The 20,669-nt window shown below is 65.7% G+C and carries 22 protein-coding genes; 17 read left to right on the top strand and 5 right to left on the bottom strand.

Annotated elements, in window-relative coordinates; genetic code table 11:
- Positions 1–7: 7 nt before the first annotated feature.
- From QN163_10565 to QN163_10545, 5 genes are read right to left on the bottom strand one after another with little or no spacing between them, the layout of a single operon-like run.
- The gene (locus tag QN163_10565; protein ID MDR5684445.1) at positions 8–1,633 is read right to left on the bottom strand and encodes an ABC transporter substrate-binding protein; all 1,626 of its coding nucleotides are present in this window, start codon (positions 1,631–1,633) and stop codon (positions 8–10) included.
- Between the two features lie 43 nt (positions 1,634–1,676).
- The gene (locus QN163_10560; GenBank protein ID MDR5684444.1) at positions 1,677–2,000 is read right to left on the bottom strand and encodes a cupin domain-containing protein; all 324 of its coding nucleotides are present in this window, start codon (positions 1,998–2,000) and stop codon (positions 1,677–1,679) included.
- Positions 2,000–3,775: a hydantoinase B/oxoprolinase family protein gene (locus tag QN163_10555; GenBank protein MDR5684443.1), complete on the bottom strand. Its 1,776-nt coding sequence runs from the start codon at positions 3,773–3,775 to the stop codon at positions 2,000–2,002. The genes QN163_10560 and QN163_10555 overlap by 1 nt, the downstream gene beginning before the upstream one ends.
- A gap of 5 nt (positions 3,776–3,780) precedes the next feature.
- Positions 3,781–5,832 (bottom strand): hydantoinase/oxoprolinase family protein, encoded by a 2,052-nt coding sequence (locus QN163_10550; protein MDR5684442.1) that lies wholly within the window; start codon positions 5,830–5,832, stop codon positions 3,781–3,783.
- Between the two features lie 12 nt (positions 5,833–5,844).
- Positions 5,845–6,387 (bottom strand): XRE family transcriptional regulator, encoded by a 543-nt coding sequence (locus QN163_10545; protein ID MDR5684441.1) that lies wholly within the window; start codon positions 6,385–6,387, stop codon positions 5,845–5,847.
- Between the two features lie 274 nt (positions 6,388–6,661).
- Here QN163_10545 and QN163_10540 point away from each other — a divergent pair, with 274 nt between their 5' ends.
- The 17 genes from QN163_10540 to QN163_10460 form a co-directional block, all read left to right on the top strand.
- Complete coding sequence (locus QN163_10540; protein MDR5684440.1) at positions 6,662–7,315, top strand: XRE family transcriptional regulator; 654 nt, start codon at positions 6,662–6,664, stop codon at positions 7,313–7,315.
- The gene (locus tag QN163_10535; GenBank protein ID MDR5684439.1) at positions 7,312–7,734 is read left to right on the top strand and encodes a hypothetical protein; all 423 of its coding nucleotides are present in this window, start codon (positions 7,312–7,314) and stop codon (positions 7,732–7,734) included. Before QN163_10540 ends, QN163_10535 begins: the two co-directional genes overlap by 4 nt.
- Positions 7,735–7,737: 3 nt before the next feature.
- Positions 7,738–9,039, top strand: coding sequence for a M20/M25/M40 family metallo-hydrolase (locus QN163_10530; GenBank protein MDR5684438.1), 1,302 nt, complete (start codon positions 7,738–7,740; stop codon positions 9,037–9,039).
- A gap of 77 nt (positions 9,040–9,116) precedes the next feature.
- The gene (locus tag QN163_10525; GenBank protein MDR5684437.1) at positions 9,117–10,091 is read left to right on the top strand and encodes an ABC transporter substrate-binding protein; all 975 of its coding nucleotides are present in this window, start codon (positions 9,117–9,119) and stop codon (positions 10,089–10,091) included.
- Between the two features lie 33 nt (positions 10,092–10,124).
- Positions 10,125–10,919 carry an ABC transporter permease subunit gene (locus QN163_10520; GenBank protein MDR5684436.1) on the top strand — a complete coding sequence of 265 codons (795 nt, stop codon included), beginning with the start codon at positions 10,125–10,127 and terminating at the stop codon, positions 10,917–10,919.
- Positions 10,919–11,707 (top strand): ATP-binding cassette domain-containing protein, encoded by a 789-nt coding sequence (locus QN163_10515; GenBank protein MDR5684435.1) that lies wholly within the window; start codon positions 10,919–10,921, stop codon positions 11,705–11,707. The genes QN163_10520 and QN163_10515 overlap by 1 nt, the downstream gene beginning before the upstream one ends.
- A complete protein-coding gene (locus QN163_10510) occupies positions 11,704–12,678 on the top strand; it encodes an ABC transporter substrate-binding protein (protein MDR5684434.1) in 975 nt (324 codons plus the stop codon). The genes QN163_10515 and QN163_10510 overlap by 4 nt, the downstream gene beginning before the upstream one ends.
- Positions 12,679–12,726: 48 nt before the next feature.
- On the top strand, positions 12,727–13,479 hold the full coding sequence (locus QN163_10505; GenBank protein MDR5684433.1) for a cyclase family protein: 753 nt from the start codon (positions 12,727–12,729) through the stop codon (positions 13,477–13,479).
- Positions 13,480–13,525: 46 nt separating this feature from the next.
- A complete protein-coding gene (locus tag QN163_10500; GenBank protein ID MDR5684432.1) occupies positions 13,526–14,608 on the top strand; it encodes a BMP family ABC transporter substrate-binding protein in 1,083 nt (360 codons plus the stop codon).
- A 4-nt stretch (positions 14,609–14,612) separates the two neighbouring features.
- Positions 14,613–16,115, top strand: coding sequence for an ABC transporter ATP-binding protein (locus tag QN163_10495; protein ID MDR5684431.1), 1,503 nt, complete (start codon positions 14,613–14,615; stop codon positions 16,113–16,115).
- 3 nt (positions 16,116–16,118) lie between these two features.
- Positions 16,119–17,198, top strand: a complete 1,080-nt coding sequence (locus QN163_10490) for an ABC transporter permease (GenBank protein ID MDR5684430.1) — start codon at positions 16,119–16,121, stop codon at positions 17,196–17,198.
- A complete protein-coding gene (locus QN163_10485) occupies positions 17,195–18,118 on the top strand; it encodes an ABC transporter permease (protein ID MDR5684429.1) in 924 nt (307 codons plus the stop codon). The genes QN163_10490 and QN163_10485 overlap by 4 nt, the downstream gene beginning before the upstream one ends.
- A gap of 14 nt (positions 18,119–18,132) precedes the next feature.
- On the top strand, positions 18,133–18,825 hold the full coding sequence (locus tag QN163_10480; protein MDR5684428.1) for a cysteine hydrolase: 693 nt from the start codon (positions 18,133–18,135) through the stop codon (positions 18,823–18,825).
- Complete coding sequence (locus QN163_10475; GenBank protein ID MDR5684427.1) at positions 18,822–19,172, top strand: cupin domain-containing protein; 351 nt, start codon at positions 18,822–18,824, stop codon at positions 19,170–19,172. Before QN163_10480 ends, QN163_10475 begins: the two co-directional genes overlap by 4 nt.
- 2 nt (positions 19,173–19,174) lie before the next feature.
- Positions 19,175–19,555 carry a cupin domain-containing protein gene (locus QN163_10470; GenBank protein ID MDR5684426.1) on the top strand — a complete coding sequence of 127 codons (381 nt, stop codon included), beginning with the start codon at positions 19,175–19,177 and terminating at the stop codon, positions 19,553–19,555.
- Positions 19,556–19,574: 19 nt separating this feature from the next.
- Complete coding sequence (locus QN163_10465; GenBank protein MDR5684425.1) at positions 19,575–20,324, top strand: GntR family transcriptional regulator; 750 nt, start codon at positions 19,575–19,577, stop codon at positions 20,322–20,324.
- A partial coding sequence (locus QN163_10460) for a leucyl aminopeptidase (protein ID MDR5684424.1) occupies positions 20,321–20,669 on the top strand: 349 nt, incomplete at its 3' end. The genes QN163_10465 and QN163_10460, both read left to right, overlap by 4 nt.

Here is a 20,669-nt window from a genome sequence, read left to right as displayed (position 1 = left end):
CCTCCCGCTACCGTCTGGCCCGCTCCGGGTAAACCTGGATGAGTCGCGCCGCCATGTTGTAACCCATGACGGGGATCGGCCTCTTTGCCTGCGGCCACTCGACGTAGCCGGACTGGTACGCGTGGCGCGAGACCTGCTCATAGACCCAAATCGTGGGGGCCATCTCCACGATCCGCCGCTGAATCTCAGCGTACTTACGAAACCTCTCCTGCCGGTCGATTGTCGCGAGCGCGTCGTCGATCATCCGATCGAGCTCCGGGTCCCGCACCCACTCCGTCTGCTCCCAGGTACCCGTTGCGCGGGAATGGTACTTGGATTCCAGGATGGATCCGGCCTCGGGATAGTGCGGCGCCACCCAGATGCTCATGATGTGGCACGTCGTCTCCGGCCGCGACGCGGCCTCGATCATCCGCAGCCACGGCAGGCTCACGATGTTGACCCTCACGCCGATCCTGGCCAGATCTGCCTGGAACATGAGCGCGATCTTCTCCAGGTCGGGGACCTCCGCGGTCCAGCAGTAGTCGATCGGCATCTGCCCGATCCTGTCGGCGTACCGTGACTGTGCGAGTTCCGCGCGGGCGCGCTCCAGATCAAATCTGTACTGAAAGACGGTGGCGTCGTGGCCGGGCAAAGTCGCCGCTACAGGGCCGCGTGCCTGGCTCGTCCCGGGGAAGATGCTGTCTGTCACCTGCTGGTAGTTCATCGCCCACGCGAGTGCCCTCCGGACGTTGACATCGTCGGTCGGTGCCTTACGGTTGTGGAGCATCAAGTAGAGCATCGATCCGTCGGCGATCCTCGCGACGTCCACGCCCTGGATTTGCTGCAGGGTGTTGTACGCTTCCAAGGACTGCCACTGATCCGTGATCTCCAGCTCTCGCCGCTCCATCAGCGTCCGTACGGTCGCAGCCTCCGTCGTCTCCATGAGAACGAAACGGTCCGGCGCGCCGGCCGGGAAAGGAATCCAGTAATCCGCGAAACGCTCGGCGGCGAAGGACTCACCGACAACGCGCTCACGCATGACGTACGGTCCCGACCCACAGTCGTTGGTCGTCAGGTAGTCTCGACCGTAATCGCCCCACTCGCCGTAGGGCCCGTCCTTCTTGTTGGCCCGTACGCACGCTTCGCTCACGATGGCCAGACGCAGCAGTGTCGCCAGGAACGGCCCGAAAGGACGCGACAGCGTGAAGCGGACCGTGTGGGTGTCGACAGCCTCAACGTTCGCCACCCGTCCCTGGTACAAGTAGGAAAAGCCTTCGCCGATGGCTATCAGCCGCCGGAACGTGAACACAACGTCGTTCGCGGTGAGCTCGCCGTGCCCATGGTGGAACTGAACCCCACGTCGCAGACGGAAGGTCCACACGAGCCCGTCCGGCGAGGCTTCCCAGCTCTCCGCGAGGTGCGGTTCGATCTCCCCGTCAGTTCCCGGCCAGACCAGGGCGTCGTAGAGGTTCACGTGTGAGGTTGTGCTGGAAAAGTCGGTGCCGAGTGCCGGGTCAATCAGGGTCGGAGGCGACTCGGTCATGCGTAACACCCGTGCCGCCACCTCCGGTCCCGGCTGCCTCCGCGCAAGTACGAAAGCGACGACGATCGCAACTGTGACGATCCCGATGACAGCGATCGAGCGTCTGGACATCCCCATCCCCCCTTCTCCATCGCTTGTCGGCCTGCTGGATCGCTCATACTTCCGTCGAGCCGACCAGAACCCACACCACCTCTGCGGGATGCTCCCACTCGTTGGCCACCCAGTGCTCCTCCCCGGGTGCGATGTAGACGAAATCTCCCTCCGCTACCGCCTGCTCGCCCTCGGCCGTACTAACGAGCAAACGCCCTTTCAGGACGAAGAACGTCTCGTGCGCCTCATGGACGGATGTCCCCTCTATTGGATGGCGGGTCTGGGGCGAGAACCGCGCGACTCCTGCAGCCATCCGGCCGCGAACGGGGTCGTCCACCGCCATCAGAACCTGCACCCCTTCCCTTCCGTCCGCCTGAACGATCCGCATCAGCGCACCCCCGTGGTCTCGCGCACCAGCGGCTGGGCGACGCCTGTACCCGAGCCGAAGGCGAGCCCGTAATCCTGCTCCGCCTGCGCAGGCGTGATGTAGCCGTTGCGGACGTCCTCGGTCACTCTTTCGGGCGCGCGCTGCCTCGGATCGCCCCACCCACCCCCAGTCCCCGTCACCAGGCGTGCCATGTCGCCTTTCTTGAGGCGGTAGCGCGCCGTCTTGCCGAAGACCAACTCGCGGCCATCAGCATGGAAGATGCGAACGTAGTTCGGTGATCCCTCTCGGCCTCCGTCCACACCCCAGGGGCGAAACTTGTGGCGGCCGAACGTGGTCGTGAGGTAGGCTTCGTCGGACATGATCCGGTAGTCGCGGATGAGACCCTTACCGCCCCGAAAACGGCCCGCCCCCCCGTCGTCGGTGTGGAAGGCGTACTGTTCGACGCGCACCCCGTAGCGGGTCTCGGCAACTTCGATGGGGATCATGTACGTCTCCCCGTCCCCGATGCACACGAGGCCACTCTCCCCGTCCTTGTCGACCCCTGCACCCCATCCCCCGGCAAGGGGCTCGACGAGCAGGAACAACTCTCCGGTGTCGGGATGGGGGCCGGCGACAATCGTCCCACACACCGACAGGAAGTGCCCTGCGGTGGCGCGATCCGGGATCACTGGCGCCAGTGCCTTCCAGATCAGATCCGCGACGTATAGCATGGTCTCCCAGTACGTCGACACCGGTGCCGGTCGCTCGGCCGAAAAGATCGTGCGTGGCGGGCACACCACACGCAGGGAACGAAACGCACCGTCGTTGATCGCCGGATTCGAAGGGTTCGTCACCGCCAGGTACATCGCCCGTACTCCGCTGACCAGCGCTGTATATGTGCAGTTCACGGGGCCGGGAACTTGCGCGTGGGTGCCCGTGAAGTCGCAGACGAACTCCTCGTCGCTGATCGTCACGCGCACGCGCACGGGGAACGGTCCGTTGCCGATGCCGTCGTCGTCAATCCAATCCTCGGCTTCGAAGGTACCCTTCGGCAGAGCACCCAGTGCCAACCGTGTGAGCCGATCGCCGTCGTCTAGGAGTTTGTCCACCGCACGCAACACCGTGTCCACGCCGTACTTGTCACACAGTTCCCGCACTCGCTGTTCCCCCACCCGCAGCGCGGCCACGCCCGCCCACAGGTCTCCCAAAGTCATCTGCGGAAGACGTACGTTCGCCTCAATGAGGTCGAGCAAACTCTGGACGGGTCGCCCTTCCTCGAACAGCCGGACGCACGGGAACTGTAGCCCCTCCTGGTACACCTCCGTGGCGTCCGTCGTCCACGACCCGGCATCCTTTCCACCGATTTCGGTCCAGTGAGCTTTGTTGGCCACAAATGCGACGATCCGTCCGTCGTAGAAGACCGGCATGACCAACGACACATCGGACAGGTGCGTCCCACCCCCCGTGTACGGGTCGTTCGTGATCACGATGTCGCCAGGACGCAAACGGTCCCCGAACTTCTCGAGCGTGTACTGGACGGCGTGCGATAGCGTGCCAAGGAATAGCGTCACGCCGTTGCCCTGAGTGATCAACTGCCCCCGCGCGTCGGTCAAGCCGGTTGCGTAATCCAGCACCTCGTAGATGATGGTCGACATGCTGGTACGCTGCAAAGCGACGAACATTTCATCGCCGATCGCCACCAGCGAGTTCTTGATGATCTCAAGGGTGAACGGATCCACCGTCCGCTCTCGACGATTCCGTGGGGCGGTTCGGGTCTTCCTGGCCCTCTGTGCCATGCGCATCACCCCCGCACCGAGACCTCTATCAGGAGGTTGCCGTAGGGGTCCACCCGAAGCCGGTCTCCGGGGAAGAGGACGGTCGTCGATGCCGGTTCCTCGATGATCGCAGGGCCCCGAACGACCGCACCGGGCCCGAGCCGACCCCGTTCGTAGATCGGGGTCTCCAGCGCCCCGTGGCCGTCGAACTCCACGCGGCGCTTGTCTTTCCTGGCACGTACCGCGTTCCGCGTGCCGTCAATCTCGGGAATCGACGGCTTGTCGACCGTGCCGAACGTCGTGAGATGGAAGTTCACGAACTCGATCGGGTTCGAAAGCCGGAACGTGTAGTGCTGCTCATGGAGTGCATGAAACTTTTCCTCCACTTCCCGAACCGTCTCCGTGGTTACGGGACCGGCGGGGAACGGTACCTTCACGGTGTGTTCCTGCCCTGCATAGCGCATGTCCGTGTATCTGCGGAACACGAGGCGGCTGCTGTCCATCTGTTCGTTTGCGAAGTACCGCACCGCAGCCTCCTCCATCTCGCTCCAGCGTCGATCGAGGTCCTGAGGGCTCGCCCCGTCGGTGCGTTCGATGTGCGTACGCACGAGGTCGTAGCGCAGATCGGTCATCAACATGCCCCACGCGGAGAACACGGCCGGCTCAACGGGAATGAGAACGCGGTGGATGTGGAGCTCACGTGCGAGCGACGCAGCGTGCATCCCGCCTCCCCCGCCGAACGCAACGAGTGTGAAGTCCCGCGGGTCGTAGCCACGGTGTATCGACACCAGCTTGAGGGCGTTGACCATGTTGGCGTTGGCCAGACGGAGGACCCCCAGGGCAGCCTGGATCTCGTCGATGCCGAAACGTTCGGCGATCGGCCCTAGGGCCGCCCGCGCATGACTCACCTGAAGCGGAATCTCGCCTCCGAGGAAGTACCCGGGGTTCAGGCGGCCGGCGACGAGGTTGGAGTCGGTGACGGTCGGCGCCTGGCCCCCTCGGCTATAGCACGCCGGGCCGGGCAGCGCCCCCGCGCTCTGGGGGCCGACGTGCAGGGCACCTGCGTCGTCCAGCCAGGCGATGCTCCCGCCACCCGCCCCGATCTCTACGATGTCGACGACCGGCACCTTAAGGGGGTATCCGGGAAACGTACGACTCCACTCGATCTTGTACTCCGTCGTGACGCGAACTTCGCCTCGGTCGATAAGGGTGCACTTCGCGGTCGTACCGCCGATGTCCAGAGAGATCAGATTCGTTTCGCCCAGCAACCGCCCGAGGGCGAGGGTGCCCAGGACACCGGCTACCGGACCCGACTCCACCATCCCGATGGGCGCCCTGCGGGCACTGTCGAAGGTCGCTGTGCCCCCGTTGCTCTGCATGACGTACAGCGTACCCACCACGCCGCTGTCGCGCAGGTCTCGCTCGAGCGCATCCAGGTAGCGAGCTGCCGACGGCTGAACGTAGGCATTCAGCACCGCGGTGCTCGTACGCTCGTACTCGCGCCACTCTCGTGTGATTTCATGCGAAGAGGTGACGAACACGTCAGGCCATTCCTCGCGTGCGATCTGGGCCGCGCGCCGCTCGTGCGCGGGGTTCGCGTAAGAATGGAGAAAGCAGATCGCGATCGCTTCCACACCTTCGGCTTTCAGGCGCCGGACTGCATCACGCACATCTTCCTCAGAGAGAGGGACGAGCACCTCACCCTTATGGGAGATCCGCTCCGTGACCTCCAGTCGCAGGTAGCGAGGAACAAAGGGTTTTGGCTTCCGGTACCTGAGGTTGTACAGGTCCGGTCGGTTCGCGCGCCCGATCTCCAGTACGTCGCGGAAGCCCCGCGTGGTGATCAGCCCCGTGCGCGCTCCCCTGCGCTCGGTGACGGCATTGATGATGACGGTCGTTCCATGGACGAGGTAGGCGATCATGTGGCCCTCTACCCCGGCCTTCCGGAGGGAGTCCATCACTCCGCGCTCAAACTGCGGTGGCGTAGTGTCCACCTTTGCTGTCCTCAGCGTCCCCGAGCGCTCGTCGAGGTAGACCAGATCCGTGAAGGTCCCGCCGATATCGGAGGCAACCCGCATTGCCGACCCTCCTCAGAAAATCTTTGGCGTCAGGACCCAAACGGCGACCGTAGGTTCGTCGGTAGGGTTCTCGAACGTGTGGAGCGATCGCGAGCTGAAGTGGATGCTGTCCCCAGGACCCAGGTCGTATGCCTCGCCATCGACGACGATCGTCATCCGACCCGACAGCACGTATGCGAACTCCTCCCCCGGGTGCCCGAAGGGCTCCTGGCGCTGCAGGCGTGGCGGCAGCGTGACCAAGAGCGGTTCCAGATTCCGCGAGGGAAAGTTGCCGCTGAGGCTCACGTATTGGATCTGGGAACCATCCAGCTGGAAGGGCTGGTGTTCGTGCCGGCGTCGCGCATAGTTCCGCACGGGCGGAGCGGGGAAGAACTCGACGATCGGCACGCCCAGGGTTTCCGCGAGAGCCTGTAGCGAGGTGATCGAAAGGGAAGACAGCCCTCTTTCCACCTGCGACAAGAAACTAACGGAGAATCCCGTCCGCTCGCTGACTTCCTTAAGGGTCATGCCCTTTTCCTGGCGCAACTCTCGAATTCTGTTCGCCAGTCCGTCCACCGCTGCCCCTCCGTCCGTTCGTGCTTAGCCTGCTCTTTCAACATAGCTTCACAAATTCCTGCTGGACTGAAAACGCACGGGAAAATACCCCCCTCTTCCTGGCGTGAACCTCGGATAGGCCGTCGAGCCCTCGGGGTCCTGCGCGGTCCGACGGCTTCCCCCACGGCATCCTCCCTCGGGCATTTGGCCGATTTGCGCGGCCCAGCAGGAGTCCCCGGCCCCGCGTCGTACTTTATATTCAACACAAGTTCAATATATTGAAAGGAGTCCGCCCATGGCCGTCGCGTCGAGAGCGCCCGACCTGGCCGAGGCGCTGCGGAACCTGGGCAGCGCGATCCGCGAGTGGCGGACTGCCCGGCGTCTGACGCTCGGGCAGGTGGCGCGCAGGACGGGGGTCAGCGCCTCCATGATCAGCCTGGTCGAGCGCGGAATCGCCAACCCGTCAATCGGCACCCTGATCGCAATCGCCGACGCTTTGGAAATCCCGGTTTCGGAACTGTTCGGTCACGGCGGCGTCTGGCGGTACGATCCGGTCGTGCGCCGGGAGGCACAACCGGTCTTCGAGACGCGGCCCGGCGTCCGCCGGCGCCTGGCGGTTCGCGACCCGGTGGTGGACGTGGAACTGGCTGAGAACAGCTACGAGCCGGGGGAATCCAGCGCCGACAGCCCGATCAAGCACCGCGGCCGCGAACTCGGGGTGGTGCTGCAGGGGAGGCTGCGGGTCCAACTGGGAGATCAATCCTTCGTGCTGCGCGAGGGAGACGCCATCGCCTTCTCCTCCACCGTTCCGCACCGGTTCACCAACGTGGGCCGGGGAGCGGCCCGCACGATCTGGGTGAACCTGCACGGTACCCGCGAGGACACCCTCGCTCGGATCTCGGGCGGCCCTGCCGGCCGCAAGCGCTACACGCGCGAGCGCAACCGATGAGCCGCCACGGAATCCAGGTGCTGAACGAAGATGGTGCGCCCCGACTCCCCCTGCTGGAGGGGGACGGCAGGTTCGTCGCACTCGTGTGGCCCGGCGTCGGCGCACGCCACAGGAGCCTCCACCTCATCTCCTTGCTGCCGGGAACACGGACCGTACGGCTCCTGCATGCAGAGTCAGAGGCCGTCTACTGTGCGATCCGGGGCTGCGGGTTCGTCCTCGACGAGCAGACCGGGCAGGAACAGCCCATCGCCGAGGGTGCGATGTTCCACGTCACGGAGGGCACACCTTACCGCATCCGAGCAGGACAACGCGGGTTGGTGTGCGTGGGTGGCCCGTGCCCTCCGGATCCGTCGTTGTACGAGGCTTCGGGCGTCGTGGGCGAGCCGCCGGGAGGAATCCCACCACCGGTTGCGAGGTGAGGCATGGAGGAAGAACAGGCGGCGCGGGTCCTCGACCGCATCGACCGCGAAGACCTGGTGGCGCTGGCGCTCGACTTGGCGAACATCGACAGCCCCACCGGCCAGGAGGGGGCCGTCGGCGAGTACCTCACCGATACCCTCACCCGATGGGGGCTGTCCCCTCGGCGCGTGGGGCTCCTGCCGGATCGGTTCAACGTCGTCGCGCGGATCCCGGGAACCGGGGACGGCCGCAGCCTCATCTTCAACAGTCACATGGACACCACCATCGCCAAGGAGGAGATCTGGACGACCCGCCGCGCCGCAGACCCCGTCTTCCACACCGGACGCCGCGAGGGTGACCACCTCATCGGCAACGGCATCGTGAACAACAAGGGCCCCATGGCCTGTTGGCTCGTCGCCGCCAAGGCTCTGCACGAAAGCGGCATCCCCCTGCGGGGAGACCTGCTCCTCACGATGGTCGCGGGCGAGATCGGGCAGGAACCCGTCGACGAGTTCGAAGCGCCACGATACGTCGCCAAGGAGACCGGGGCACGCTACCTCGTCGAACACGGCACGGTCGCGGACTACGCCCTGGTCGCCGAGGGAACGGACTTCGGCGTGGGCTGGGTCGAGGCCGGCAAGGCCTTCTTCAAGGTGACCGTCTTCGGAAACGACTTCCCCCTGTACACGCCCTACATCCCCCGCCCGACACCTCCGGAAAGCAGCCCCAGCGCAATCGTCCGCGCCGCGAAGCTGATCGAACACATAGAGGCATGGGCGGTCCGCTACGAGCAGGTCCACCGGTATGAGGGCCCGGGCGGTGTGGTCGTCCCGAAGGTCAACATCGGTGCCATCCGGGGCGGGGTGCCGTGGAAGATCACGAAGACCGCAGGGGTATGCGCACTCTACGTCGACGTACGCATCACCCCGGCGCAGAATCCGCTGGACGTACGGGACGAGTTGCGGACCGTGCTGAGCGGCGCAGGCGTGCACGGCGAAGTCGAGCTGTACGTCTATCGGCCAGGCTGTGAGGGGCGCGGGGTCGAGCCGCTGGTGCAGTCGATCCAGCGCGCGCACGCCGCGGTGCGAGGCGGTGCGCCCCCGGCGGCGATCCCTCCGTACACGAGCATGTGGCGGGACATCAACGTCTTCAATGCGCTGGGCATCCCCGCGGTCATCTACGGGCCGGGGCCGAGCGTCGGCGGAGGTCAGTTCGCGATGCGCATCGACGACATGGTGGACGCGGCAAGGGCGTACGCACTCATCGCTCTCGACGTCTGCAACCAGCCGCGGCCCCCGGCCGTGTGCTCGGCAGCTCCGACATGAGGCCTCGGTCGGGCGAGCGGATACCAGCCGGGTCGGCTTCAGGTCGCCGATGCCCGGCCTGGCAAGGGAGGTGGGAAATGAGGCACGTACGGCTTACGATCGTGGTCCTCGCGCTGTTCCTGGCGGTTGGTGCCCACCATGGGCAGGCAGCGCCGCCCGACCGCATCCGGGTTCGCATCGCCCGGCTGGCCTTCCCTTCCCTGGTCTCGGTGATGGTGGACATCGTCAAAGCCGCAGAGCTCGATCGCAGCAACGGCCTGGACTTGGAGCCGATCTCCTTCAGCGCGGTCTCCGGGTTCTACGCGGCGCAGGCCACCGGCGAAGTGGATGCAGGGGTGGGTGGGCCGCATGTGTACCAGAGGCTGCGACTCGAAGGAGCACCGGTGCGGATCCTGGCCTCCTACGTGGGCCTGTCCGCGATGGTGGTGATCTCGCGCAACCCCCAGGTGCGCACGATCACGGACCTGCGCGGCCGGAGCCTGGCTGCCGACATGGGATCATCGGAGTTCGCGATCCTGTCCATCTACGCCAAGAGCAAAGGCCTGGACCTGCGCACCGATGTCAACGTGATCCAGGCCGGTCCGCCCCTCGCACGCGCGCAACTCGCCGCGGGACGTGTCGATGCGGCGATGACCTGGGAGCCGACGGCGACGTTGACCATCCGCGACAGCAAAGACTATCGCATCATCTTCAACGGCCGAGCCGGCTGGCGCGAGTTGACGGGGAAGGACGGATGGCAGCTCGTGGTACACATGCGGGACGACGCCATCCGGCGCAACCCCGCTGCGGTCGATCGTCTGATCAAGACGTTCCAGGACGGTCAGGCGTACCTACGCACGAATCTAGATGCCAGCGACCGCGTGGTCGCTTCGTCTCTGAACTTGCCGGCGGGAGTTCTCAAGGAGGCAGTGCTGTTCCGTCGGATCGTCTACGATGTGCGGCCCGCATGGCAACCGGCGGTCACCGAGGCCCTGTGGGAGATGTTTCGAGCCGGAGTGGACGTCGGTCTGCTGCCGCGCCTCCCCGACAGGGCCATCGTGTACCGGCCCTAGGAAGGCGAGCCGGTCGGGGAAGGGGTGAAACCGATGAGTCGTCAGACGCCCGCAACCGTCGCCGTCGAGATCCCGGAAGCCGTGCAGCCCCCGGGTGCCCGCCTGGCGCGGGTTCCGCACGAGACGCTGGTTGCGCTCGCTGCCTTCGCCGTCGCATGGCAGGTGGCGTCTGCGGTGCTCCCACCTTACGTCGTCCCGTCGTGGGAACGCATCTGGGCTGCCCTCCAAGGGCTTCGGTACGAATTCGTCGTCGTCACCGCGGGACGTGTCTTGCTGGCCCTCGTCGTCTCGTTCGTCGGCGGCATCGCGCTCGCCGTGGCCATGTTCCAGTGGCGCGTCCTCGACCGGTACCTGATGCCCCTCGTCCGGCTGGTGATGGCGGTCCCGGTGGTCTGCTGGATCCTGTTCTCCGTCTTGTGGTTCCGCGGCGTCGAGTTGAGGATCGCTTTCGTGTTGGTGGTCGTCTGCGCGCCGATCTTTCTGATCGATGTCCTGGATGCCATGCAAGGCGTTCCCCGCGAACTGCGTGACATGCTTCGCTCCTTTCGCCCAACGCCGGTCCAGTACTTCTCCAAACTCATCCTGCCGGCGACCCTGCCGGCCATCCTGACGTCCTGGAAGATCAACCTCAGTCTGGCGATCCGCGTGGTTACGATGGCGGAACTGGTCGGGGCCACCAGCGGCATCGGCTACGGCTTGGTCATCGCGCAGGAGCTCTTTTCGGTGGCCGACGTCTTCGCCTGGACGGTCGTCTTGGTCGTGATGTTGATGGCCACGCAGGTGGTCGTCGGCGGAGTGGAGCGGCGAGTCCTGGTCTGGCGGGACTGATGACGATGGACGTTCGGGTCCAAGGCCTGAGCAAGGTCTACCGTCAGAAGGGTACCGGGCGGAGCGTCGTGGCCCTCCAGGGTCTGGATTTCGCGGTCCGCCGAGGTGAAGTCGTTGCGATCGTGGGCCAAACCGGGTGCGGGAAGTCCACCTTTCTCAACATCCTCATCGGCCTCGAGGCGCCGACCGCTGGGAAAGTGGAAGTCGACGGCCGCGAACCGTACCGCGACTTCGCCTTCTTCCGTGGCCGCATCGCTGCGGTCTTCCAGCAGGACCGGCTCCTGCCGTGGCGCACCGTACTGGCCAACGTCGAGCTGCCGTTGGAGATCCTTGGCACCGAGCCGCAGCGGCGCCGTCACCTGGCCCAGCACTGGTTGGTGAAACTCGGCCTGGGGGGGTTTCTCCACGCGTTTCCCAACGAGCTGTCGGGCGGCATGCGGCAGCGGGTTGCCCTGGCGCGCGCGTTCGCGGTGAATCCTGAGATCCTCGTCGCCGACGAGGCATTCGGGCACCTCGACGAAGTCACCGCCGCGCAAATCCGCCAGGACTTTCTGTCGCTCGCCCGCGCCGACGCCAAGACAGTATTCCTGGTGACCCATCAGATCGAGGAAGCCCTCTCGGTGGGAGAACGGGTGCTGGTGTTCGGGCAACCCGGCCGTCTGCTCGCCGACATCCGCCCCGATGCGTTCCTGGGAGGCGACCGAGTCCGAACCCGGCAGGTCATTCAATCGATGCTGAACACAGGCCGACCGGCCGTCGACATGGAGCTGCACGAGGTGTCCGGATGAGCACGCTTGCCAAACGGGTATGGGCCTGCACGCTGTTGCTGGTCTTGGCGGTCGCCCCCTCGGCCCCCTCGGCCCCACCCCACCCTACGCGCCTGCGCATGGGGGTGTTGTCCTTCCCCGCCATCAGTACGTTCGTGGCCCAGGTGATCCGCGAGGCGGGCCTCGATCGCGCCAACGGGATCGAACTCGACACGGCAAACTACGCGACCATCTCCGCCTACTACGCCGGCATCGCGACCGGAGAGGTGGACACCCTGGCGGGCGGCCCCAACGTGCTCCAGCGGATGCGCCTGGAAGGCGTGCCGATCAAAGCCGTGGGCACGCTGGTCCGCCCCAGTGACCTCGTCATCATCGCCCGGCATCCCGACGTGCGATCCCTCACCGACCTGCGCGGCAAGACTCTGGCCGCGGACATAGGATCGCAACAGTTTCAGCTGACCTCGATCTACGCACGCTGGAAGGGTTTGGATCTGCGCCGTGACGTCACGGTCGTACAGGCACCCTTCCCCCTCGCCCGAGCGCAACTCGCGGCGGGGCGGGTCGATGCGGCCATGCTAATCGAACCCGTTGCCACTTTGGCCATGCGCGACAGTCCCGCCTACCGGATCGTCTTCAATGGTCGGAGGGCCTGGCGCGAGATGACGGGCACCGACGGATGGGAACTGATCTTGTGGCTGCGTGAGGATGCGATCCGCCGGAACCCGGCCGGTGTGCCAGCGGCGCTGAAAATGTTCACAGACTTTGCCGGCTACGTGCGCACCCACCTCGACCAGGCCGACGGGATCGTTGCGCGGACGACGGGTTTGCCGCGCGGTGCTTTCAAGGAAGCGGTGTTGTTCCGCCGGCTCCAGTTCGAGGTCTACCCGGCTTGGGGTCGGGAGCGAGCGGTCATCGAGCAGATGTTTCGCCTGGCCGTCGAGGCGGGATTGGTCGATCGGATGCCGGACGCCGGCTGGCTGTACCGGCCGTAGGTCACTTCCGGCCTTGAGGCTGGACGCACGCGCCAGCGGAGGCGATCGATGAGAGCGGTCGATCTGACGCAACCGTTCAGCATACACACGCCGGGTTGGGTAGGATATCCGTCCCCCAAAATCTCCTACATCCAGCGCCACCACACCCACGGCATCGTGAGCCAGTACGTCGAGATGCCTCTGCACGTGGGGACCCACCTGGACGCCGAGATGCACATCCTGTCCGGCGGGGCCGACATCGCGAGCGTCGCCCTAGATCGGTTGATCGGCGAGGGCGTGATCGTCGACATCAGCGAAGACATGGACGACTGGACGGTCATCCGCCCGGAGCACATCACCCGAAGGGCCGAGGTCCGCAAGGGGGACATCCTCATCTACCACACGGGTTGGTCGCGGTACTACAACGGCTGCCCGCACGAGGACGAAGTCCGGTACTTCTGCCGCCATCCCGGAGGCGGCCGGGAGCTGGCCGAGTGGATCGCGGAGATGGAATTCCGCTGGACCGGATTCGACTGCGCCTCGGCCGACCACCCCATGAACACCAGCATACGGTACAAGCGGTCGGACATCGCCCGCGAGTATCGCCGGCGGACCGGGCGCGATCCCGAAGAGGCGTTCGGCGAGGAGGACCTGTTCGTGATGCACCACGTCCCGTTCCGCGCCGGCGTCCTGCACGTCGAGAACATCGGTGGCGACATCGCGCACGTGCTGAACCGGCGTTGCCTGATCGGCTGCTTCCCGTGGAGATTCGTCGGCGGCGAGGCGAGCCCGTGCCGCGTGGTGGCGTTCATCGAGGACTAGTCATCGGAGAGTTGGGAGGGAACATCCCCGCAGAGGAGGGATCGCAATGCGAGGGCTGGCTCTGTTGCTGTGTGTGGCGGCGTTGGCCATGACGGCTACCGCCGTGACGGGTTGGGCAGCACCTCAGAGGCCCAAGGTAGCCTTCATCTATGTCGGACCCATCGGCGACGCGGGCTGGACGTTTCAGCACGATGTGGCCCGTCGTCACCTGCAAAGTGCGCTGGGGGCCGACACGCGGTTTGTGGAGTCCGTACCCGAGACGACGGAAGTGCGCCGCGTGATGGAACAACTCATCCGGCAGGGCTACAAGATCCTCTTCGCGACCGCGTTCGGCTACCAGCGATTCAGTCTAGAAGTTGCCCGCCAGCACCCGGACGTCTACATCATCGGTATCGGGCCGGCGATCGGGCTGGCCCCGCGCGTGAAGACCATCTACGGCCGGATCTGGGAAGGCCGTTACCTCACGGGTCTGGTCGCCGGCAAGATGACCCGCACGAACGTCGTAGGGTTCGTGGCCGCCCACCCCATCAGTACGGTGGTGGCAGGCGTCAACGCCTTCGCATTGGGAGTGTGGGAGACCAACCCCGACGCTAAGATCAAGGTCGTCTGGACTCGTACTTGGTACGACCCACCCAAAGAGAAAGCCGCCGCCAAAGCGCTGCTCGATGCCGGCGCCGACATTGTGGCTCAGCACCAGGACACCCCCAGTGCTCTGCTGGCCGCTGCCGAGATCGGGAAGTACGGGATCGGATCCGAATCGAACATGCAGCGCTTCGCACCCAACGCCTACCTCACCGGGACGATCTGGGATTGGAGAAGGGTAAACGAGTCCATCGTGCGGGGCATTCTGGCAGGACAGTTTAAGTCCGAGGACTACTACGGCGGACTGGCAGACGGTGTGGTGACTCTTGGGCCGCTGCATCCGAGCGTTCCGGCAGACGTCCGCCAGCTCATCGAACGACGGCGCCAGGCCATCACCGACGGCACATTCCAGGTTTTCCGGGGACCGCTGGCCGACCAGACCGGGAGGGTGCGGGTACCCTCGGGAAAGACGATGGAACTGCGAGAGATCCTGGGGTTCGACTGGCTGCTGCGGGGTATCGAAGGACAGGCCCCCACCGCGAGATAGTCGCATGAGCCGGCTGGCGCTGGAGTGGCGGGGCATCGTAAAGGCCTTCCCGGGCGTGGTCGCGCTCGACGGTGTCGACTGCGCAGTAACGCCCGGGGAGGTGGTAGCCCTGCTGGGGGAGAACGGCGCTGGCAAGACGACGCTTCTCAGCATCGCGGCAGGCCTGTACCGTCCCGACGCTGGAACCATCCTGATCAACGAAACTCCCGCAACACTGCGGTCTCCCCGAGACGCCCTGGCACTCGGCGTGGGCATGGTGCACCAGCACTTCCGGCTCGTCGACGCGTTCACGGTCACGGAGAACGTTTTGCTCGGTCGCCGGAGACCCCGCTTCCTTCTCAGCACCCGTGTACACGACGCCGAGGTGGCGCGTCTGGCTCGTGCGCACGGGCTTGACATCGAGCCCGATGCGCGCGTGGGGACCTTGTCCGTGGGAGAGCGCCAGCGGGTCGAGATCCTCAAACTCCTCTACGGTGACGCGCGGGTACTCCTCCTCGACGAACCCACAGCCGTACTGACACCCCAGGAGGTGGATCGGCTAACCACTTCGATCCGCCGCATGGCATCTGAGGGGCGAGCAGTCGTGTTCAGCACGCACAAGCTCTCGGAAGCCATCGACCTCGCGGATCGCATCGTGATCCTGCGCAAGGGCCGCATGACGGGGGCAGTTCTTCCGGACGAGACCAACGTTCGCGAACTGGCCCACATGATGGTGGGACACGAGTGGGAAGCGCACCGACCCACCACCCAAAGATCGCCGGGGCCGGTGGTGCTGGAGGCGGTCAACGTCCGCGCAACCGGGGAAAGCGGCCTTCGGATTCAGGACGTAACGTTGGGCGTCCGGGCTGGCGAGATCGTGGGACTGGCGGGGGTGGCCGGCAACGGCCAGCGGGAGCTCGCAGAGGTGATCGCCGGCCTTCGTATGCCTGAGGAAGGGTGTATCCGGTTGGATGACCGAGACGTCACACACCTTGGGCCCCGGGAGCGGTGGGCGTTGGGCCTTCGCTACATTCCAGAGGATCGCCTGCAGGAAGGGCTCGTGCCGTCGTTTTCGGTCGCTGAGAACAGTGTCCTGCGGGATTTCCACCGCGCACCCATCCGCCGAGGTCTGCAGGTGGATTGGCAGGCAGCGAGGATGCGGGCGAGCGAACTCGTACACCGCTTCGGCGTCCGTACGCCCTCTCTCGACGTCTCCGTCGCCAGCCTATCGGGGGGCAACCAGCAACGTGTGCTGGTGGGTCGTGAGGTCCAGGGCTCACCCCGTGTGCTGGTGGCCCTGTACCCGACACGAGGCCTAGACGTGGCTGCATCGCTTGAGGTTCACCGAACCCTGTCGGAGCTGTGCTCGCTCGGTTGCGGTGTCGTGTTGGTATCGGAGAGCCTGGACGAGCTTTTCTTTGTCGCTCACCGGATCGTCGTCCTCCATCGGGGCCGGCTGGTAGGAGGCGCGCCCACCACCGAGCTCACCCGGGAGCAGGTTGGCCTGTGGATGGCCGGGGCTGCGTAGACCGTGAGCGCGACTGTAAACGACGTTCCGGTCGGTACCCGTGTCGAGGGTGTCCTGCTCCGAGCCGGCGCGGTCCTCACGGCCGTTGTGACAGGTGGTCTCCTGGTCGCCGCGACGGGCCACGATCCCTGGTTTGCCTATCGGGAGATGGCAGTCGGTGCGCTCGGGTCGGCGTACGCTGTGGAGCAGACGGTACTAAAGGCCATTCCCCTGCTGCTGTGCGCCCTCGCCGTATCCCTGGCCTTCACAGCAGGCCTGTGGAACATCGGGGCAGAGGGTCAGATGGCAGTGGGCGCCATCGCTGCGACATGGCTCGCCTTAGCCTCAGAGCACTTGTCTGCTGCCTTCGTGCTTCCAAGTCTTCTGTTCCTGGGCGTGCTCGGCGGTGCCGCATGGGCAACGATCCCCGGCCTTCTCCGGGTGCTGTTCGGCATCAACGAAATCCTCGCCACGCTCATGCTGAACTACGTGGGATTGCTGCTGGTCGACTACCTCGTTTTCGGCGCGTGGGCCGACCCGGCTGCGTTCACGTTTCCCTACTCTCGGCCGTTTCCCACAAGTGCGCACCTGCCTGCGGTGTTCGGTGACGTCCACATGGGCCTGTTGTTCGCGCTCCTATCGGCTGGGGCTCTCTGGTGGGTCCTTCGGCAGACCCCCTGGGGCTACGAGGTCCGCGTGATGGGTGCAAGCGCGCGGACTTCCCGATACGCGGGGATCCCAGTGATTCGGAACGTGGTGATCGTCATGGCTCTGAGCGGTGGCCTGGCGGGGCTGGCAGGTGCGGTGGAAGTGGCAGGCGCCCTCCACCGCTTGCAGCAGGGCGTTTCCCAAGGATACGGCTACGTGGCCATCATCGTGGCGTGGATCGCGCGGTTGCATCCCCTTGGCGTGGTGGCGGTGGCCGTCCTCATGGCAGCCTTGCTCAACGGCGGGTTGGCCATTCAGGCGACCGGCGTGCCCGCCGCCATCGCGGCCATCTTGCAGGCGTTGATCCTCACCTTTGTGCTAGCAACCGAGCGCCTGGTCCACCGCATTCGGTGGCGGCGGGCTGTCGCGATCACACGCGCACGTGGGCAACCATGAGCACGGATCAGCTCGTGTTGCTGCTCGCAGCAGCAGTTGGTGCCGGCACCCCGCTCGTGCTGGCCGGACTCGGGGAGGTCTTCGCGGAGCGAAGCGGCGTCCTCAACCTAGGGATCGATGGGGTGATGCTGATCGGTGCGATGGCGGGCTTCGCTGTCGTCCTCACGACGGGTGATCCGTGGCTTGGCGTCGGTGCGTCACTTCTGGCAGGAGGACTGCTGGGCGCCGGGCATGCCCTGTTGACCGTGACCCTGGGAACGGAGCAAGTCACGACAGGGCTGGCGCTGGCTATGTTCGGAACGGGTCTCAGCGCCTTCTTGGGCAAGCCGCTCATCGGCATCCCCAATCCCGCTCCCTTCGCAGCTGTGCCCCTGCCGGGCCTTTCTGGGCTACCGGTCTTGGGCCGCGTGTTGTTCCAACAGAACGCCCTCGTGTACGCGAGTTACGCCCTGGCGTTGATCGGGTGGTTGTGGCTCATGCGCACTCGACAGGGCCTGCATCTGAGAGCTTGCGGCGAGGATCCCGCAGCGGCCGACGCCGTCGGTGTCAACGTGACCATGGTACGGTACGCAGCGACGGTGGGTGGGGCAGCACTCGCCGGACTGGCAGGTGGCTATCTCTCCCTCGCGTACACGCCGGCATGGACCGAGAACATGACCGGCGGTCTTGGGTGGATCGCCATCGGGTTGGTGGTCTTCTCGACATGGCACCCACTGCGCCTCCTGGCTGGGGCCTACCTGTTCGGAGCGGTCGAGGTCGCTGGGTTTTGGGCACAGCTTGCGGGAATCGAGATGTCTTCGATCCTGCTGCGCATGGCGCCCTATCTGTTCACGCTCGTCGTCCTCGTCCTCATCACTTGGGCCCGAGGTGCCGCAGGTATGCCAGCAGCATTGGGACGTCCATATTTCCGCGAGCGGTGACCGGAGGTGACGGAATGGAAGCGTACTTTTACGGCGTGCGCAAGCGAATTCCGGAGGGGTTCGAGGAGTGGTTGGATCCGCGAACAACCGCAGCAGTCTGCGTCGACATGCACCGGGGACATCTGGACGACAGTCCAGACTGCCCATGCCCGGCACCGCGGGCCCGTGAGATCGTAGAGCCCATCAACATCTTCCACCGACGCTGCCGACGTCTTGGCGTGCCCGTCATCCATGTGAAGACCGTGCTCCGCTCGAGCGGTGTCGACGAGGGATTCCGTTCAGCATGGCGTCTCACGTTTCCGATCACGGTGGGGCCCATCCCAAACTCGGACGCACACGGCCTGGTCGGAACCCCATGGACCGAGCTGGTGACAGAGGTGGACCCAAACGACCACATCGTGGATACGAAAAAGCGCCTGAGCATATTCTATCCCACCGATCTCGACTTCCTCTTGCGCCAGCTACGACGCCGGACCGTCGTTCTCACCGGTGTCATGACCGATTGCTGCGTGCTGAACGCCGCCTTCGATGCAGCCAACCGCGACTACAGGGTCGTGGTCATGCGAGACCTCGTGCGCGGGTTTTCACCCGAAATGGAGGACGCCGCATTGAGGATCGTTTCGCTGCACCTCGGGCTCGTAATGGACGCGGAGGATCTACTGGAGGCATGGGAGGATCGGATGGCCCGCGTGGAGGCAGGCCGATGAGCGGACTTCGACTCGACCGGTGGGCAGACGGGTGGGAGCAGGTCCTCCCAGGAGTCCGTCGACGGGTGGCCAGTGGGCGCCTCATGACCGTTACCTTCTACCAGTTCGAGCCGGGCGGCCGATTTCCGCTTCACGCCCACGCGCAGGAACAGGCAGTGCTGGTCATCCGGGGTGCCCTGACCTTTTCGGCCGCATCTGCCCAGGAGACGGCCGTACCCGACACGGTCCTGTGGATACCACCAGACCTGCCGCATGACGCCGTGGCGGGCCCAAAAGGTGCCTGGGTCGTGAGCATCGTCTCCCCTGCACGGCGCTCGAATCACGACGTTCGGATCCTGGAGTCGTAGGCATGCCCATCCGAGTCTTCGATCCGCTCCGCGACGGCGTCCCGATCCCCCTCATCGCCCGTCAGGCGCGGCTGGTCGTCTGGCCCGGCAACGGCGCGCGGGTGGCGTCCATGAACCGCGTGGTCCTCGAGCCCGGAGAGGAGAACGTCCCACACGAGCACCCCGAGTCCGAGGACACGATCTTCATCGTCGAGGGCACGGGGGTGATCCAGGACCTGTCGGCCGGAATCGAACACGCCATCGGCGCCGGATGCGCCGTCCACGTGCCCCCGCGGGTGGTGCACGCGGTACGGGCGGTCGAACGGATGGTCAGCGTCGGCGGCCCCTGCCCGCCGGACGTCGCGTTGCTCCGGGCCTGCGGACTGCGGTGGGAGGGCGCCTGAGTCGCTGGGTGAAGATTGTATGCAATATATCACAAGTGCCGCAGGAGCCCGGGGCACCCTCGTAGAAATATCCGTTGTCATGGGCACGAGCGGCATTCCGACACCGACAGCCAGCGAACGTGTATACATTGCTATCCGCAATGACATGCTCGCGGGCCGCTTCTCCCCGGGTGCCCGGTTGACCGAACGGCAGCTGGTCGCCGCCTACCGCGTGTCGCGGACCCCCGTGCGCGAGGCACTGCGGCGGCTGGCCCAGGAAGGGCTGGTCCTCCACCTCCCGCACCGCGGCGTGCTGGTACGCACCTTCTCATACGAGGAGGCGCTGCACATCTACCAGGTGCGCATCCCTCTCGAGGGGCTGGCCGCCCGCCTGGCGGCCGCACAGGTCACGCCCCACACCGTCGGCGCGCTCTCTGAGGCGCTCTCGCAGGCAGAGCGGGCGGCGATGGCCCGAGATCGGGAGGGGATGGCGTTGGCGAACCACCGCTTCCACGACGCCATCGCGCGTGCTTCCAACAACCAGGCGCTGCAGCAGCTGCTGGGGCACCTGCGTGGGCACATCGCCTTGCTGCGCGTGACGTTATGGCGAGCGATCCCCTACCGTCCGCTGCAGACGATTCGGCAGCACCGCAGGATCCTGCAGGCCATCGCGCGGGGCAACCCGGATCTGGCGGAGCGCCGGGCGGTCGAGCACCTGGAGAGCAGCTGGGCGACGCTGCAGGCCGTCCTGGCTCGGACAACCAGGATCGGTACGGGAGGCGTCCGTTGAGCGACTCCTCGAGGCTTGTCGACAGCGCGCGGAACGTCGTGCGCACCTGCGCCCGGGTCCGCGTGGCAGAGCAAGTCTGCATCGTCGCGGACACCAAGACGCTACCCATCGCGCAAGCGATCCTGAAGGCCGCCAGGGAAGCCGGCGCCGAACCCGTGCTCGTATGCATGACCCCGCGTCGGGCGCACGGCAACGAGCCCCCGCCGATCGTGGCGGGTGCGATGCGCGCCGCCGACGTGATCATTCAGCCCGTCACGTACGCGATCACCCACACCGATGCGACCCAGCAAGCCCTGCGCCAGGGTGCCCGGGTGCTGGTCCTGCGCGGCATCACCGAGGAGATCA

The organism is Armatimonadota bacterium (assembly GCA_031432545.1).
Lineage (GTDB): Bacteria > Sysuimicrobiota > Sysuimicrobiia > Sysuimicrobiales > Sysuimicrobiaceae > Caldifonticola > Caldifonticola tengchongensis.
This window is presented reverse-complemented; position numbering and strand designations above follow the sequence as displayed.